Below are 14,754 nucleotides of genomic sequence, written 5' to 3' on the forward strand. Positions count from 1 at the left end.
GGTCCCGCGCGCCGCCCGGGTCGTCGCCCGCACCGCGTCGGTCCCGGCTGCCCGCGCCTGGCGTCCTGCCACCGTCCTGCCCGACCCCGAGCCGGCCCCCGCGGCGGCCCCGTCCGACGGGCCGGAGGCTGTCGACGAGCTCGCGGTCGCTGAGGCGGTGCTCGTCGAGCAGGCCGAGGTGCTGTCCGCCCACGGGGCCACCACCGCGCTGCCGGTCGAGGCCCTCTCCGTCGACGACCCGTCCGTCGAGACCATGTCCGTCGACGGCCTGTCCGTCGAGGGGCTGTCGGTCGACGCACCCGTCGGCACCCCCGCCGAGGCACCCGCAGCGGCACCGGTCGCCCCGCCCGGCACCCAGCCGGCAGCCGCCCCCGGCCTCGACGTCGTCGAGCTGGTCGGCCTCGCGCGGGCCGTCGGCGCCGACCGTGCCCGGGCGACCGCCGCGGCGGCCGAGGTCCTCGCCTCCGGCGTCACCACGCTGCGCCACGGCCTGCCCGTGCTGGCCGACGCCCTCACCGCCACCCTGACCGGCAGCACCGGGACCGGCCCCGGCCCCGCGACGGGCCCCGCCGACCCTGCCGGCACCACCGACCCGGCCGACCCGGCCGACCCGGCCGACCCGGCCGACCCGGCCGACCCGGTCACCGCAGCGGAGACCTCGGCCGTGCCGGCGCTGCTGTCTGCCCGGGCCGGCGACGTCGTCGTCGTCCTCGGGGCGCCCCACCGCGCCCGCCCTTGCGCCGCCGACGTGGCCGCCGCCCTCGGCACCACGTGGCTGGCCGGCTGGAGCGACGAGCCCGGCCCGCTGGACGACATGACCGTCCGCGACCCCCGCGCGCTCCCTGGCCTCACCGCCCGGGCCCGCGCGGCCGGCCAGCCCGTCGTCCTCGCCCTGCCCGACCCGAGCCTCGCCGACGGGGTCGCCGCCGGCCAGGCCGGCGCCGGACGGACGTCCCTGCTCCGCTCGCTCGACCCCGACCTCGTCGTCCTCGTGGTGGACGCCGACGCCTCCCCGCGCCGCCAGCACGACGTCACCGCCCGGGTCGACCAGGTGGTCCGGGGCGTCCAGCGCTCGCTCGTCCTCGCGCTGGTCGGCTGCGACCAGGCCGCCGCGCCCGCGGCCCACACCGCCTGGCCCGTCGCCATGCTCGACGGCCGCCCCGCGACGGCCGGCACGTGGACCGGCGTCCTGCTCGACGCGCTGCGCGCCGAGGCGTCCCGGTGAGCGCCCGCACCGTCGGCGCGGCCGTCACGCTGCCCCGGCTCAACACCCCCGTCCTGGTCTCCGTCCCCGGCCTCGGGCACGACCTGCCCAGCCGCGTGGAAGACCTGCGCGGTGGCTACGTCCTCGTCTCCGCGGTCACCCCCGGCCGCACGGCCCGGGTCGCTGACGGCGAGCTGCTCACGCTGGCCTGGGCGGCGCCGCCGCGCGGCCTGCTGGCGGTCTCCTGCGTGCTCGAGCAGCAGCAGGGCGGGGCCGTGCCGCTGTGGGTGCTGCGCCCGGTCGGCGTGCTCCGCCGGCTCCAGCGCCGCCGCTTCGCCCGCGCCGACGTCTCCGCCCGGGTCGGGCTCTCCGGCACCGGCGGCCCCGCCGGCACACCAGGCACCGGCACACCAGGCACACCAGGCCCGGCTGACCAGGCCTCGCCGGCCGGCGGCTGGTCCGCGTCCGGCGTCCTCGCCGACCTCGGCGAGGGCGGCGCCCGCGTGCTGCTCGACGACGGGCACCGCCTGCCGGTGGGACCGGGGTCGTCGCTGGTGGTCGACCTGCGCATCGCCGGGGAGCCGCTGGTCACCCTGGCCACCGTCGTCCACGTCGACCCGCCCGGCCCCGGCCGCCAGCAGGTCCGGCTCGAGTTCGACCTGACGGAGCGCGACGCCGACCGCGTCCGCAGGGCCGTCATGCAGCGCCAGGTCGAGGCGCGCACCGGGGAGGAGAGGTCATGAGGTTCGTACCGGTCATGGGGCTGCTGATGGCCTCGCCCGTCGTCCTGCAGGCGGTCCAGGGCCAGCGGGACGTCCGCGACGCCCTGCTCGTCTGGCTCGTCGCGATGGTCCTGGCCGTGGGCGGAGTCGTCCTCTACCGGGCGGCCACCGCCACGTCACCGGGCCGCCCGCCGGCGGCTCCCCCCACGCCCCGGCGCCGCGCCGAGGACCGCAGCTGACCCCGGCCCCCTAGGCTGGGGCGATGCTGGTCCTGAGCCGACGTACCGGGGAGAGCGTGGTCATCGGTGACGACGTCGTCGTCACGGTGCTCGAGGTCAAGGGGGACGGCGGCGTCCGGCTCGGCATCGACGCCCCGCGCACCGTCCGGGTGCACCGCGCCGAGGTCTACGCCGCGGTCAAGGCCGCCAACGCCGACGCCAGCCGCGCCGCCTCCGCCCCCTCGGGCGCGGCCGTGGAGCAGCTGCTCGAGCTGGCGTCCCGCAGGGCGGCTCGACCGGACGAGCAGGCACCGCCCGCCGACTAGGCTCGCCCCGTGCGAGTCGGAGTCGTCACCTTCCCCGGATCACTCGACGACGGGGACGCCGCCCGCGCGGTCCGCCTCGCTGGTGCGGAGCCGGTGAGGCTCTGGCACGCCGACCCCGACCTGCACGGCGTCGACGCGGTCGTCCTGCCGGGCGGGTTCTCCTACGGCGACTACCTGCGCTGCGGCGCCATCGCCCGGTTCGCCCCGGTGATGACCTCGGTGGTCGAGGCCGCCGGGCGCGGCACCCCCGTGCTCGGGATCTGCAACGGCTTCCAGGTGCTGTGCGAGTCGCACCTGCTGCCGGGCGCCCTGGTGCGCAACGAGGCCCAGCGCTTCGTCTGCCGCGACCAGCGGCTGCGCGTGGAGACCACCGCGACGCCGTGGACCGCCGGGTTCGAGCAGGGGCAGGAGATCGTCGTGCCGCTGAAGAACGGCGAGGGCGGCTACGTCGCCGACGAGGACACCCTCGACCGGCTCGAGGGCGAGGGCCGCGTGGTGTTCCGCTACGTCGGGCCCAACCCCAACGGCTCCCGCCGCGAGATCGCCGGGGTGTCCGACGCCTCCGGCCGGGTCGTCGGCCTCATGCCGCACCCGGAGCACGCCGTCGAGCGCGGCTACGGCCCCGGCACCGACGGCCTCACCGTCTTCACCTCGCTCGTCGCCGGCGCCCTGCAGGGCGTGCTCGCGTGAGCGCGCAGCCGCAGGCGCGCGTGGCCGTGGACTCCGTCCCGGTCGCCGCCCGCACGCCGGACGTCGAGCAGCCGTGGGCCGAGCTCGGCCTGCGCGCCGAGGAGTACGACCGCATCCGCGACATCCTCGGCCGCCGCCCCACCGCCGCCGAGCTCGCCATGTACTCCGTCATGTGGTCCGAGCACTGCTCGTACAAGTCGAGCAAGGTGCACCTGCGCCGCTTCGGCGACGCCACCCCGGCCGCCCTGGCCGCCGGCTCCACGACCATGCTCGCGGGCATCGGCGAGAACGCCGGCGTCGTCGACATCGGCGACGGCTGGGCCGTGACGTTCAAGGCCGAGTCGCACAACCACCCCAGCTACGTCGAGCCGTACCAGGGCGCCGCGACCGGCGTCGGCGGGATCATCCGCGACATCATCGCCATGGGCGCCCGCCCGGTCGCCGTCATGGACTCGCTGCGCTTCGGCGCCGTCGAGCACCCCGACACCGCCCGGGTCGTCCACGGCGTCGTCGCCGGCGTCGGCGGCTACGGCAACTGCATCGGCCTGCCCAACATCGGCGGCGAGGTCTACTTCGACCCCAGCTACCAGGGCAACCCCCTGGTGAACGCCCTGTGCGTGGGGGCGCTGCGCCACGAGGACCTCCACCTGGCCAACGCCACCGGCGAGGGCAACGTCATCGTCCTGTTCGGCGCCCGCACCGGCGGCGACGGCATCGGCGGCGTGAGCGTGCTCGCCAGCGAGACCTTCGACGTCGAGGCCGACGGGTCGACGGGTCCGTCCAAGCGCCCGGCAGTGCAGGTCGGCGACCCGTTCCGCGAGAAGCTGCTCATCGAGTGCTGCCTGGAGCTGTTCCACGCCGGCGTGGTCGAGGGGATCCAGGACCTCGGCGGGGCCGGGCTGTCATGCGCGACGAGCGAGCTCGCCTCGGCCGGCGACGGCGGCATGCGGGTGGCCCTGGAGAAGGTGCCGCTGCGCGACCCGTCGCTGCGCCCGGAGGAGATCCTCATGAGCGAGTCGCAGGAACGGATGATGGCCGTCGTCCGCCCCGAGCGGCTCGAGGAGTTCCTCGCCATCACCGACCGGTGGGAGGTCGAGTCCGCCGTCCTGGGCGAGGTCACCGACACCGGCCGGCTGGAGATCACCTGGCACGGCGAGACCGTGGTCGACGTGCCGCCGCGCACCGTCGCCCACGAGGGCCCGGTCTACGAGCGCCCGTACGCCCGCCCGGACTGGCTCGACGCCCGGCAGGCCGACCGCGCGGAGGACCTGCCGCGGGAGACCGAGGCCGGGGCGCTGCGCCGCCAGCTGCTCACCCTCGTCGCCTCGCCGACGCTGTGCAGCCGCGCCTGGGTGACCGACCAGTACGACCGCTACGTGCTGGGCAACACCCGGATGGCCACGCCCGACGACGCCGGCGTGGTCCGCATCGACGAGACGACCGGCCGGGGCATCGCCCTCGCGCTGGACGGCAACGGCCGCTTCGCCGCGCTCGACCCGTACGCGGGCGCCCAGCTCGCCCTGTCCGAGGCGTACCGCAACGTCGGCGTGAGCGGCGCGGTCCCCATCGCCGTCACCGACTGCCTCAACTCCGGCTCGCCGGAGGAGCCCGGCGCGATGTGGCAGTTCGCCGAGGTCGTCCGCGGCCTCGCCGACGCCAGCGTCGTGCTCGGCACCCCGGTCACCGGCGGCAACGTCAGCTTCTACAACTCCACGGGCGACACCGCGATCCACCCGACGCCGGTCGTCGGCGTGCTCGGGGTGCTCGACGACGTCGACCGGCGCATCGGCTCCGGCTGGGCCGAGCCCGGCCTCGCGCTGTACCTGCTCGGCACCACCCGCGAGGAGCTGTCCGGCTCGGCGTGGGCGGGCGAGCTGCACGGCCACCTCGGCGGACTCCCGCCCGTGGTCGACCTGCCCGCCGAGCAGCTGCTCGCCTCGGTCATGCTCGCCGCCAGCCGCGACGGGCTCGTCGACGCCGCGCACGACCTGTCCGACGGCGGGCTCGCCCAGGCGCTCGTCGAGGGCTGCCTGCGCCACGGCACGGGCGCCCGGGTGTGGCTGGACGGGGTGCTCGAGCGCGACGGCGTCGACCTCACCACGGCGCTGTTCTCGGAGTCGGCGGCGCGCGCGGTCGTGGCCGTCCCCCGCAGCGAGGAGATCCGCTTCACCGACGTCGCCACCGCCCGCGGCCTGCCGCACGTCCGGATCGGCGTGACCGACGACGCCGGCAGCGACGGCGGGGAGGCCGTGCTCGAGATCGGCAGGGTCGGCACGCTCGGTCTCGCCGAGCTCCGCGCCGCGCACGAGGGCACGCTCCCCGCGCTCTTCGGCTGAGGTCCCGCGCCGCCGTCCTCCCGCCGCCGCTGCCCGACGTTTCGTCACAACGGCACCCTCCGTCGCTCTAGCGGTCGGAAGGTGCCGTCGTGGCGCTGGGGTTGCGACGCGACGTGCCGTTGCGTCGCTGGGGTTGCAGCGACGTGCCGTTGCGTCGCTCGGGTTCCGACGCGACGTGCCGTTGCGTCGCCCCGGTTGTGACGCGCCGTGCCGTTGTGCGGTCCCGCCCGCCGGGTGCGGCCGCCGCTCAGCGCAGCGGGAGGACCGACGACAGGTCGGCGCGCTGGCCCGAGGCGGCGATGCGGCCGGCGGTGACGGCGTCGTCCCAGCTCAGCTCCCCGCCGACGAGCGACAGCCAGGACTCCGCGTCGGTCTCCACGACGTTGGGCGGCGTCCCGCGGGTGTGGCGCGGCCCGGCGATGCACTGCGACACCCCCCACGGCGGCACGCGCACCTCGACGCTGCCCCCGGGCGCGACGTGCGCGAGGTGCTGCAGCGTCCAGCGCACGGCCGTGGCCACCGTGGTCCGGCTCCGGTCGCCCGAGCGCCAGGCGGCCAGCGCCGTCCGGCCCGTGCTGTCGTCGATGCGTCGCGCCACCCGCACATCCTCCCGCCGGTCCGCCTCGTTAGCCTGCCCTGGTGACCCTGGAGCCCGACCCGACCACCCCCGGCCCCGACCCGGCCGCGGGCGGCGCGCAGGGCCCTCCGGCACAGGCCCGCCCGGTGCAGGGCAGCCCGGTGCCCGGCCGTCGGTACCGCACCCCGCGCTACCCGGTGTTCCTGCTCACGGGCGCGCTGCTCGGCCTCGCGGTCGGCGTCGGCCTGGCGCTGTACGGCGGCGGCGACACCGTGACGACCGGCGCGGGCGTGCTCGGCTACTTCTCCGGGTTCGGCGTGGTACTCGGCCTGCTGCTGGGCGGCAGCGTCGCGGTGGTCGTGGAGTCGCTCATGAACCGCTCGCACCGCCGCCGCCGCTGACCGACCCCGTCGCGGTGGTCGTCAGGCGCGGACGTCGCGGACGAGCTCGTCGCCCTCGGGGCGGAAGCCGACCCGGGTGAAGTAGTGCTCGCGGTCGGCCATCCGCCGCCCGGCCAGCAGCCGGTGCACGCCGAGCTGTGCCAGCCTGCCGTCGCCGCGGTAGACGAACGTGCCGACCGACAGGTCGCGGAACCGCGCGGTGACGTAGTCCAGCTCGACCCGCGCCACGCCGTCCCCGCCGTCGCACAGCACGACCACGCCGACGGTCTCGTCCCCGCGCAGCACGAGGAACGCGGCGACCCGGCAGCCGCCCGGCTCCTCGCGGGCGAGCACCTCGCCCAGGTCGAACCCCGGGTTGTGGCGCTCGACGTCCGCCGCGTGGACCCGCAGCAGGTGCGCGAGGTACTCCGAGCGGGGGTCGACGGCGACCACCTCGTAGGTGCGCGCGTCGTCCCGGGTGCGCAGCAGCCGGACGAGGTGGAACCCGTTGATGCCGACGATCGCGGCGTTCATCGCCACCATCGGCCACACCCCGAGCGCGGCGTTGAACACCGTGAGCACGAGCGAGGCCAGGAGGTTGAGCGCCCGGAAGCGCAGCACGTTGGACAGCGTGAGCGACAGCACGAGCACCGCCGAGCCCACCCATCCCAGGGCGTCGAGCCATGCCGAGCTGTCCATGACCGGAGGGTACGGGCGCCCGCATGGTGGGCGCCCCGGCCGGCTGTCCCCGCGGCCGGGTCCGGGGTGGGACCATGGGCGCGTGCCACGCGGAGACGGCCTGCTCAACCACGACCTGCTGCCGGGGGAGAAGGGCCCGCAGGACGCCTGCGGGGTCATCGGGGTGTGGGCCCCCGGCGAGGAGGTCGCCAAGCTCGCCTACTTCGGCCTGTACGCCCTGCAGCACCGGGGCCAGGAGGCAGCCGGGATCGCGGTGAGCAACGGCCGCCAGATCACCGTCTACAAGGACATGGGCCTGGTGGCGCAGGTCTTCGACGAGTCGAGCCTGGGCACCCTCAAGGGCCACATCGCCGTCGGCCACGCCCGCTACTCCACGACCGGCGGGAGCACGTGGGAGAACGCGCAGCCCACGCTCGGCCCGACCGCCTGGGGCACCGTCGCCCTGGGCCACAACGGCAACCTCACCAACTCCGAGCAGCTGCGCGAGCGCGTCGTCGCCCACGAGGCGTCCTCGCGCGCCGAGGGCACCCGCTCCGGGCTGAGCGAGCTGGAGCGCGGCAACACCACGGACACGGTCCTCATCACCTCCCTGCTGGGCGGCGACCCGAGCAACCGGCTGGAGGAGACGGCCCGGACCGTCCTCGCCGAGCTCGAGGGCGCGTTCTCGCTCGTCTTCATGGACGAGCACACCCTCTACGCCGCCCGAGACCGGCACGGTGTCCGCCCGCTGGTGCTCGGCCGGCTCGACAGCGGCTGGGTCGTCGCGTCCGAGACCGCGGCGCTGGACATCGTCGGCGCCACCGCCGTCCGCGACGTCGAGCCCGGCGAGCTCATCGCCATCGACGCCGACGGGATCCGGACGAGCCGTTTCGCGCCCGCCGAGCCCAAGGGCTGCGTGTTCGAGTACGTCTACCTGGCCCGGCCCGACTCGCGGATCGCGGGCACGGTCGTGCACTCCGCGCGCGTGCGGATGGGCCGGAGCCTGGCGCAGGAGCACCCGGTCGAGGCCGACCTCGTCATCCCGGTCCCCGAGTCCGGCACCCCCGCCGCCATCGGGTACGCCGACGCCTCGGGCATCCCCTACGCCCAGGGCCTGGTGAAGAACAGCTACGTCGGGCGGACGTTCATCTCGCCGTCGCAGACGCTGCGCCAGCTCGGCATCCGGCTCAAGCTCAACCCGCTGCGCGAGGTCATCCAAGGCAAGCGGCTCGTCGTCGTCGACGACTCCATCGTGCGCGGCAACACCCAGCGCGCGCTCGTGCGGATGCTGCGCGAGGCGGGTGCCGCGGAGGTCCACGTGCGGATCTCGTCGTCGCCGGTCACCTGGCCGTGCTTCTACGGCATCGACTTCGCCAGCCGCGCCGAGCTCATCGCCAGCGGCCTGGGCGTGGAGGAGATCCGGGCGAACGTGGGCGCGGACTCCCTGGGCTACCTCAGCCACGAGGCGATGGTCGCGGCCACCGAGCAGCCCGCCGACCAGCTCTGCTCGGCGTGCTTCACCGGCTCCTACCCGATCGCCCCGCCGCGGGCCCGGGTCCCTGGTCCGCAGCCCGCCCCGCAGGGCCAGTTCGCCTTCGACGTCGAGACCGCCCGCGCCGAGGCGGTCCGGACCGGCTCGCAGGACGGCGCCCGCGACGTGGTGACCCCGTGAGCGACGCCCCCGACGGGCTCACCTATGCCGCGGCCGGCGTCGACACCGAGGCCGGCGACCGCGCGGTCGAGCTCATGAAGGGCGCCGTCCGCCGCACCCATGCCGGCGTCGCGGGCCGGTGGCCGGTGCTCGAGGGGGCCGGCGGCTTCGCCGGGCTCGTCGACGCCTCGGCCCTGGTGGGGATGCGGCGGCCGCTGCTGGCCACGTCCACCGACGGCGTCGGCACCAAGGTGGCCGTCGCGCAGGCGCTGGGCGTGCACGGCACCGTCGGCATCGACCTGGTCGCCATGGTCGTCGACGACCTGGTGGCGTGCGGGGCCCGGCCGATGGTCATGAGCGACTACCTGGCCTGCGGCTCCGTGGTGCCCGAGCGCGTCGCGGCCATCGTCGCCGGGGTCGCCGCGGGCTGCGTCACCGCCCGCTGCGCCCTGGTCGCCGGGGAGACCGCCGAGCACCCGGGCCTGCTGGGTCCCGACGAGTACGACCTGGCCGGCGCCGCGACCGGCGTGGTCGAGGCCGACGACCTGCTGGGCCCGGAGAAGGTGCGCGAGGGCGACGTCCTGGTCGCCATGGCCTCCTCGGGCCTGCACGCCAACGGCTACTCCCTGGCCCGGGCAGTCGTCGCGCGCCAGGGCTGGGCGTGGGACGCGCACGTGGAGGAGCTGGGCCGCACGGTCGGCGAGGAGCTGCTCGAGCCGACCGCGGTGTACGCGGGCGTCGTCGTCGACCTGCTCGACGCGCTGCCCGGCACGGTGCACGCCATCACCCACGTCACCGGGGGCGGGCTCGCCGCCAACCTGGCCCGGGTGCTGCCGGTCGGCACGCACGCGGACGTCGACCGGTCCACGTGGTCGGTCCCGCCCGTCGTGCAGGTGCTCGGCGACGCCGGCGGCGTGCCGCACGCCGACCGCGAGCGGACCTGGAACATGGGCGTCGGCATGGTGGCCGTGGTCGCCGCCGAGCACGCGGACGCGGTGCTCGGTGCGCTGGGCGCAGCCGGCACGAGGGCGTGGGTGTGCGGCGGGGTGACCGGCGCCGACCCGGACGCACCCGTCGACGACAGCACCGCCCGCGGCACCAAGGGTGTCGCGGGCGGGTCTGCGCGCCTGGTGGGCACCTACCGCGGCTGAGCGGACCCCGTCGGGGCAGGTACCCCGGGTACGCGACGGCCGCCCCCGGGAGGGCGGCCCTCACGACCCGGTCGGGACACGGTCAGCGGTAGGAGCTCTCCCAGTCCGCGTACTCGTCGTCCCCGGTCTCCTCCTCGGCAGGTGGAGGCGCCGGCGGGCGGGCCGGACCTTCCTTGCCCTCGGAGTGGAGCTCGTTGGCAAGCGCCGTGTAGTCGGTCTCAGGGCTGAAGTACTTCAGCTGCCGAGCGACCTTGGTCTGCTTTGCCTTCTGACGGCCGCGCCCCATGGCGTCGACCCCCTCACCTCAGGTCCGGGGGGCTGGCGCACGTGGCGGGGCCCCCGGAGTGCTCGTCCGGTTCTCGTGGGTCAACGGTACCGGGTCGGCTGGTGTTCCCACACCCGCGCAGCACCGGCGGGGCACGCTGGCGGCCCCCCTCCTCCTAACGGAGGATGACCGGGTCATCCCGTCGGTGCCCCACCTCGGCCCGAATGACGGTTCCGGCACCGGTGTGCCCGAGTCGACACTTCTGTCCGTCTGCACCATCGGTGCCCGACACCTCCCCCTGCCGGACCTGGTCAGCCACCCCGAGAGGACCCTGATGAGCACGCACCCCCGCACCACGACCGAGGACGAGCAGCTGCTGACCCCCGCGGAGGTGGCCGCGATGTTCCGCGTCGACCCCAAGACGGTCACGCGCTGGGCGAAGGCCGGCAAGCTCTCCTCGATCCGGACGCTGGGTGGCCACCGTCGCTACCGCGCCTCCGAGGTGACCGCGCTCCGCCAGGGCATCCCCGGCCAGCGCTCGGAGCCCGCCGAGGCCTGAGCCGCCGCTCCTGCTCGACCCGGGCGCCTGCCCGCCGGTGCTTCCCTGCGCCGGTGGGCGGGCGCCCTGTCGTGGGCCCGGGGGTCGTGGCCGCGCCGGCGGTGCAGCCGTCAGGAGGCCTTGCTCGCCGCGCGCTTGGTGGTCGTGCGGGCCGCGGTCTTCTTCGCCGTCGCCCGGGTGGTCGCCGAGGCCGTCTTCCCCGTCGTGCTCTCGGGCGCGGGCTCGGCGGCGACCTTCGCGGTTGCGGTGGTCTTCTTCGCCGCCGTCTTCCTGGCCGTGGTCCCCGTGGCAGTGCTCTTCGAGGCGGCGGTCGTGGAGGCGGCGGTCTTGGCGGTGGTCCGGGAGGCCGTCGGCTCCTCGGCTGCTGCGGTCTTCTTCGCGGCCGCCGTCTTCTTCGCCGCGGTCGTCCGGGCAGGGGTCGAGGTCGCCGCGGTCGTCTTCTTCGCCGCGGTCGTCTTCCTCGCCGCGGTCGTGGCCGCCGTCGTGCCGCCGGCCGTCCCGCGCGAGGCCCGGCCGGGGGCGGGTGCCGCCTCCTCGTCGTCCTCGTCGGCGACCGCGGTCGGGCGGGACTGCGTCCGGCCGGTCCGCTCGACGCTCTCGCGCAGCGCGGCCATGAGGTCGACGATCTGGGCGTCGCCGTCGTCGGAGGAGGGCGTCGGGGCAGGGCGGGCGTCACCGCCCTCGGTCTTGGCGGCGATGAGCTGGCGCAGCGCCGCCGTCCAGCCGTCCTCGTACTGGTCGGGGTCGAAGTCGGCGGCCATGGACTCCACCAGCGACGCCGCCATCTGCAGCTCCTGCGGCCGCACGTCGACCTCCTTGGCGAGGATGTCGAACTCCGGGGCGCGCACCTCGTCCGGCCAGAGCATCGTCTGCAGGACGATGACGTCGTCGCGCACCCGCAGCACGGCCATGCACTCGCGCCGGCGCAGGGTCACGGTGACCACGGCCATCCGGTCGGTCTGCTCCAGGGCGCCGCGCAGCAGGGCGTACGGCTTGGTGGCCTTGGCCTCGGGCTCCAGGTAGTACGTCTTGTCGAGCATGATCGGGTCGACCTGCTCGGCGGGGACGAACTCGTGGACCTCGATCTCGTGGTTGGTCGAGGTCGGCAGCTGGTCCAGGTCGGCGTCGTCGAGCATGACGACGTCCCCGTCCTCGGTGGTGTGCGCGCGGGCGATCTCCTCCTGTGGCACCTCCTCGCCGTCGACGCTGCACACCTTGCGGTAACGGATCCGGCCGCCGTCCTCGCGGTGGACCATGTTGAGCGGCACGTCGTGCTGGCTGGTCGCCGAGTAGAGCTTGACCGGCACGCTGACCAGGCCGAAGGCCACGGCGCCCTTCCACATCGCACGCATGGGGCCAGGGTGGCGCGATCATGGTCCGGACGCCACCCCTCTGCCGGTGATGGCCCGGGCGGCGCGCGTGCAGGACGCTGTCGGCGTGAAGCCGATGCTCGCCACGCCCGCCGGCCCGGCCGGGCTGCCGACCGGCCCCGGCTGGAGCTTCGAGGTCAAGTGGGACGGGTTCCGGGCCATGGCCCGCAGCGAGCGCGGCCGGCTGCGCCTGGACTCCCGGTCCGGGCTGGAGCTCGACGACCGCTTCCCCGCGCTGCGCGACCTGGCCGGCGTGACCGCCGACGGGACCCTGCTCGACGGCGAGGTGGTCGCCCTGGTGGACGGCGTGCCCAGCTTCGAGGCCGTCGCCGACACCGCCCGGCACGCCCGCGCCCAGCTGGCCTACGTCGTCTTCGACGTGCCCGTGCACGCCGGCGACGACGTGTGCGGCGCCCCGCTGGAGGAGCGCCGGGACCTGCTGGCGGGGCTCGACCTGCCCGGGTGCGCGATCCGCTCGCAGGTGTTCGCCGACGGGCCCGCCCTGCTGGAGGTCACCCGGGAGCGGGGCATCGAGGGCGTGGTCGCCAAGCGGGACTCCTCGCCGTACCGCCCCGGGGCCCGCAGCGCCGACTGGGTCAAGCTCGCCCACCGCCGCACCCGCACCGCGGTGGTCGGGGGCTGGCGGCCGGACGCGACGTCGTCCTCCCGGGCGGCGTCGCTCCTGCTCGGCGCCCACGACGCCGACGGGAGCCTCCGGTTCCTCGGCCGGGCGGGCAGCGGGCTCTCCGCGGCGCTGGCGACCCGGGTCGCGGAGGCGCTGTCGGCGCACCCGGCCGCGGCGCCCCCGTTCGCCGACGCGCTGCCGGCGACCGCCCGCAAGGACGCCCGCTGGTGCGACCCGCAGGTCGTCGTGCAGGTCGCCTACCGGGAGCGGACGACGGCGGGCGTGCTGCGGCACCCTGTCGTCATGGGGCTGCGCGACGACGTGGCCGCCGACCCGTGGGAGCTGGCGTGAACGGTGCGACGACGGTCGACGTCGGTGGCCGGCAGGTCCGGCTCACCTCGCTGGACCGCGTCCTCTACCCGGCGACCGGCACCACCAAGGCGGAGGTCGTCGACTACTACGCCCGGATCGCTCCGGTGCTGCTGCCCCAGCTGGCCGACCGGCCCGTGAGCCGGGTGCGCTGGCCGCGAGGGGTCGGGGGCGAGAAGTTCTTCGAGAAGAACGTGCCGGCCGGGGCGCCGTCGTGGGTGCGGCGGCAGACCCTGCTCGCGGAGCCTGAGGACGAGGGCTCGACCGTCATCGAGTTCCCGTTCCTCGACGACGTCGCCTCGCTCGTCTGGTCGGCCAACCTGTCGGCGCTGGAGCTCCACACCCCGCAGTGGAGCGTCGGGCCGCGGGGCGGCTACCGCGGCGTCGACCGGCTGGTCGTCGACCTCGACCCCGGCGAGGGGGCAGGGCTCGACGAGTGCGCGGCCGTCGCCCACCTGGTCGCCGAGCGCCTCGAGGACGACGGGCTCAGCACGGTCCCGGTGACGTCGGGGAGCAAGGGGATGCAGCTGTACGCGCCGTGGCCCGCCCGGCTGGCCCGCGCCCGCGGCAGCACCCGCGCCTACGCCAAGGACCTGGCCGAGGCCCTCGCGCGCGAGCACCGCGCCCTCGTGGTGTCCGACATGAAGAAGGTGCTGCGCCGCGGCAAGGTGCTCGTCGACTGGTCGCAGAACCACCTGGCCAAGACCACGGTGACGCCGTACTCGCTGCGCGGGCGCGAGCTGCCCCGGGTGGCCGCGCCGCGGTCGTGGGACGAGGTGGGCGACGGGCTGGCGCAGCTGTCGCCCGCGGAGGTGCTCGACCGGGTGGCCGCCGACGGCGACCTCATGGAGGCCCTCACCGCCTGAGGTGCTCAGCCGAGCAGGCCCCGCACGGTCCCGGCGAGCGCGCGCGGGCCCAGGAGCCCGCGGCCGAGGCCCAGCTCGACGAGGTCGTCGAACACCCGCCGGTCCCGGGCGGCCGCGCGGACCCCGGCGGGGACGACGCGGGGGACCGCGGACAGCGCCGAGACGGCCGTGGTGTGCAGCAGGTGGGTGCCCAGGCGGCGGCGGAGAATCGTGCGGTACGTGCGACCCGGGTCGTCGGCCCCCACCGCGGCCGCACCGGCGCAGGCCCCGGACAGCAGCGCGTAGTAGATGCCCTCGCCGGTGAGGGGGTTGATGAGGGACGCGGCATCCCCGGCCAGCAGCAGGGGGCCGTCCGGCTGGCGGGGGCGGCGCGACGACAGCGGCAGGTGGTGCCCGCGCCAGCCCGAGCCGCCGGCTGTCGCCCCGGGCAGCAGCCCCTCGAGCCGGTCCAGCAGGTGCTGGCGGCTCAGCGGGCGCCCGGCGCGCAGCACCTCGCCGTAGCCGACGTTGGCGCGGCCGTCGCCGACCGGGAACGACCAGGCGTAGGCGGGCTGGTCCTGCTCGGCGAAGACGATGCGCTGCTCGTCGGCCAGGTCCGGGCGCACGGGGGCGTACCCGCGCAGCGCCATGGCGACGTGCCCCGGACCGTTGCCCGGCAGGCCGAGGCCGCGCCGGAGCACCGACCCGGCGCCGTCCGCGGCGACGACGGCGCGGGCGTGCAGCTCGCCGTCCAGCAGCAGGCCCTCCCCGGCCGGCAGCGGGGTGAC

Annotated in this window: 16 protein-coding genes and 1 pseudogene; 12 read left to right on the top strand and 5 right to left on the bottom strand. The window is 76.1% G+C overall.

Annotated features, from left to right (window positions below; all coding sequences use genetic code 11):
* The 6 genes and pseudogenes from WCS02_RS10180 to purL all read left to right on the top strand — a co-directional run.
* A pseudogene (locus WCS02_RS10180) lies at window positions 1-1,225 on the top strand (hypothetical protein); the annotation flags it as partial.
* Window positions 1,222-1,947, top strand: coding sequence for a PilZ domain-containing protein (locus tag WCS02_RS10185; RefSeq protein WP_340292682.1), 726 nt, complete (start codon window positions 1,222-1,224; stop codon window positions 1,945-1,947). The pseudogene WCS02_RS10180 and the gene WCS02_RS10185, both read left to right, overlap by 4 nt.
* Entirely contained in the window at window positions 1,944-2,165 is a 222-nt protein-coding gene (locus tag WCS02_RS10190; RefSeq protein ID WP_340292684.1) for a hypothetical protein, read from the top strand. The genes WCS02_RS10185 and WCS02_RS10190 overlap by 4 nt, the downstream gene beginning before the upstream one ends.
* 23 nt (window positions 2,166-2,188) lie before the next feature.
* Window positions 2,189-2,470 carry a carbon storage regulator CsrA gene (gene csrA, locus WCS02_RS10195; protein ID WP_340292686.1) on the top strand — a complete coding sequence of 94 codons (282 nt, stop codon included), beginning with the start codon at window positions 2,189-2,191 and terminating at the stop codon, window positions 2,468-2,470.
* Between the two features lie 9 nt (window positions 2,471-2,479).
* Complete coding sequence (purQ, locus tag WCS02_RS10200; RefSeq protein WP_340292688.1) at window positions 2,480-3,160, top strand: phosphoribosylformylglycinamidine synthase subunit PurQ; 681 nt, start codon at window positions 2,480-2,482, stop codon at window positions 3,158-3,160.
* Window positions 3,157-5,496, top strand: coding sequence for a phosphoribosylformylglycinamidine synthase subunit PurL (gene purL, locus WCS02_RS10205; protein ID WP_340292690.1), 2,340 nt, complete (start codon window positions 3,157-3,159; stop codon window positions 5,494-5,496). The genes purQ and purL overlap by 4 nt, the downstream gene beginning before the upstream one ends.
* A 247-nt stretch (window positions 5,497-5,743) precedes the next feature.
* On the opposite strand, the gene WCS02_RS10210 is transcribed toward purL, so the two are convergent.
* Window positions 5,744-6,100, bottom strand: coding sequence for a sterol carrier family protein (locus tag WCS02_RS10210; RefSeq protein ID WP_340292692.1), 357 nt, complete (start codon window positions 6,098-6,100; stop codon window positions 5,744-5,746).
* A 35-nt stretch (window positions 6,101-6,135) separates the two neighbouring features.
* Between WCS02_RS10210 and WCS02_RS10215 the strand changes: the two genes are divergently transcribed.
* The gene (locus WCS02_RS10215; protein WP_340292695.1) at window positions 6,136-6,474 is read left to right on the top strand and encodes a hypothetical protein; all 339 of its coding nucleotides are present in this window, start codon (window positions 6,136-6,138) and stop codon (window positions 6,472-6,474) included.
* Window positions 6,475-6,495: 21 nt separating this feature from the next.
* On the opposite strand, the gene WCS02_RS10220 is transcribed toward WCS02_RS10215, so the two are convergent.
* Window positions 6,496-7,152 (bottom strand): hypothetical protein, encoded by a 657-nt coding sequence (locus tag WCS02_RS10220; protein ID WP_340292697.1) that lies wholly within the window; start codon window positions 7,150-7,152, stop codon window positions 6,496-6,498.
* Window positions 7,153-7,234: 82 nt separating this feature from the next.
* Here WCS02_RS10220 and purF point away from each other — a divergent pair, with 82 nt between their 5' ends.
* Both purF and purM read left to right on the top strand, forming a co-directional pair.
* The gene (purF, locus tag WCS02_RS10225; RefSeq protein ID WP_340292699.1) at window positions 7,235-8,803 is read left to right on the top strand and encodes an amidophosphoribosyltransferase; all 1,569 of its coding nucleotides are present in this window, start codon (window positions 7,235-7,237) and stop codon (window positions 8,801-8,803) included.
* Window positions 8,800-9,933, top strand: coding sequence for a phosphoribosylformylglycinamidine cyclo-ligase (purM, locus tag WCS02_RS10230; RefSeq protein WP_340292702.1), 1,134 nt, complete (start codon window positions 8,800-8,802; stop codon window positions 9,931-9,933). Before purF ends, purM begins: the two co-directional genes overlap by 4 nt.
* 82 nt (window positions 9,934-10,015) lie before the next feature.
* On the opposite strand, the gene WCS02_RS10235 is transcribed toward purM, so the two are convergent.
* Complete coding sequence (locus WCS02_RS10235; RefSeq protein ID WP_340292704.1) at window positions 10,016-10,219, bottom strand: DUF3073 domain-containing protein; 204 nt, start codon at window positions 10,217-10,219, stop codon at window positions 10,016-10,018.
* Between the two features lie 313 nt (window positions 10,220-10,532).
* Here WCS02_RS10235 and WCS02_RS10240 point away from each other — a divergent pair, with 313 nt between their 5' ends.
* On the top strand, window positions 10,533-10,757 hold the full coding sequence (locus WCS02_RS10240) for a BldC family transcriptional regulator (protein ID WP_340292706.1): 225 nt from the start codon (window positions 10,533-10,535) through the stop codon (window positions 10,755-10,757).
* A gap of 110 nt (window positions 10,758-10,867) precedes the next feature.
* On the opposite strand, the gene ku is transcribed toward WCS02_RS10240, so the two are convergent.
* Window positions 10,868-12,109, bottom strand: coding sequence for a non-homologous end joining protein Ku (gene ku / locus WCS02_RS10245; protein ID WP_340292708.1), 1,242 nt, complete (start codon window positions 12,107-12,109; stop codon window positions 10,868-10,870).
* Window positions 12,110-12,203: 94 nt separating this feature from the next.
* On the opposite strand from ku, the gene WCS02_RS10250 reads away from it, so the two are divergent.
* On the top strand, window positions 12,204-13,103 hold the full coding sequence (locus tag WCS02_RS10250; protein WP_340292717.1) for an ATP dependent DNA ligase: 900 nt from the start codon (window positions 12,204-12,206) through the stop codon (window positions 13,101-13,103).
* Window positions 13,100-13,987 carry a non-homologous end-joining DNA ligase gene (gene ligD, locus WCS02_RS10255; protein ID WP_340292711.1) on the top strand — a complete coding sequence of 296 codons (888 nt, stop codon included), beginning with the start codon at window positions 13,100-13,102 and terminating at the stop codon, window positions 13,985-13,987. Before WCS02_RS10250 ends, ligD begins: the two co-directional genes overlap by 4 nt.
* 5 nt (window positions 13,988-13,992) lie before the next feature.
* On the opposite strand, the gene WCS02_RS10260 is transcribed toward ligD, so the two are convergent.
* The coding region (locus tag WCS02_RS10260; protein ID WP_340292714.1) for an FAD-dependent monooxygenase at window positions 13,993-14,754 on the bottom strand (762 nt) is incomplete at its 5' end.

Source organism: Aquipuribacter hungaricus (assembly GCF_037860755.1).
Lineage (GTDB): Bacteria > Actinomycetota > Actinomycetes > Actinomycetales > JBBAYJ01 > Aquipuribacter > Aquipuribacter hungaricus.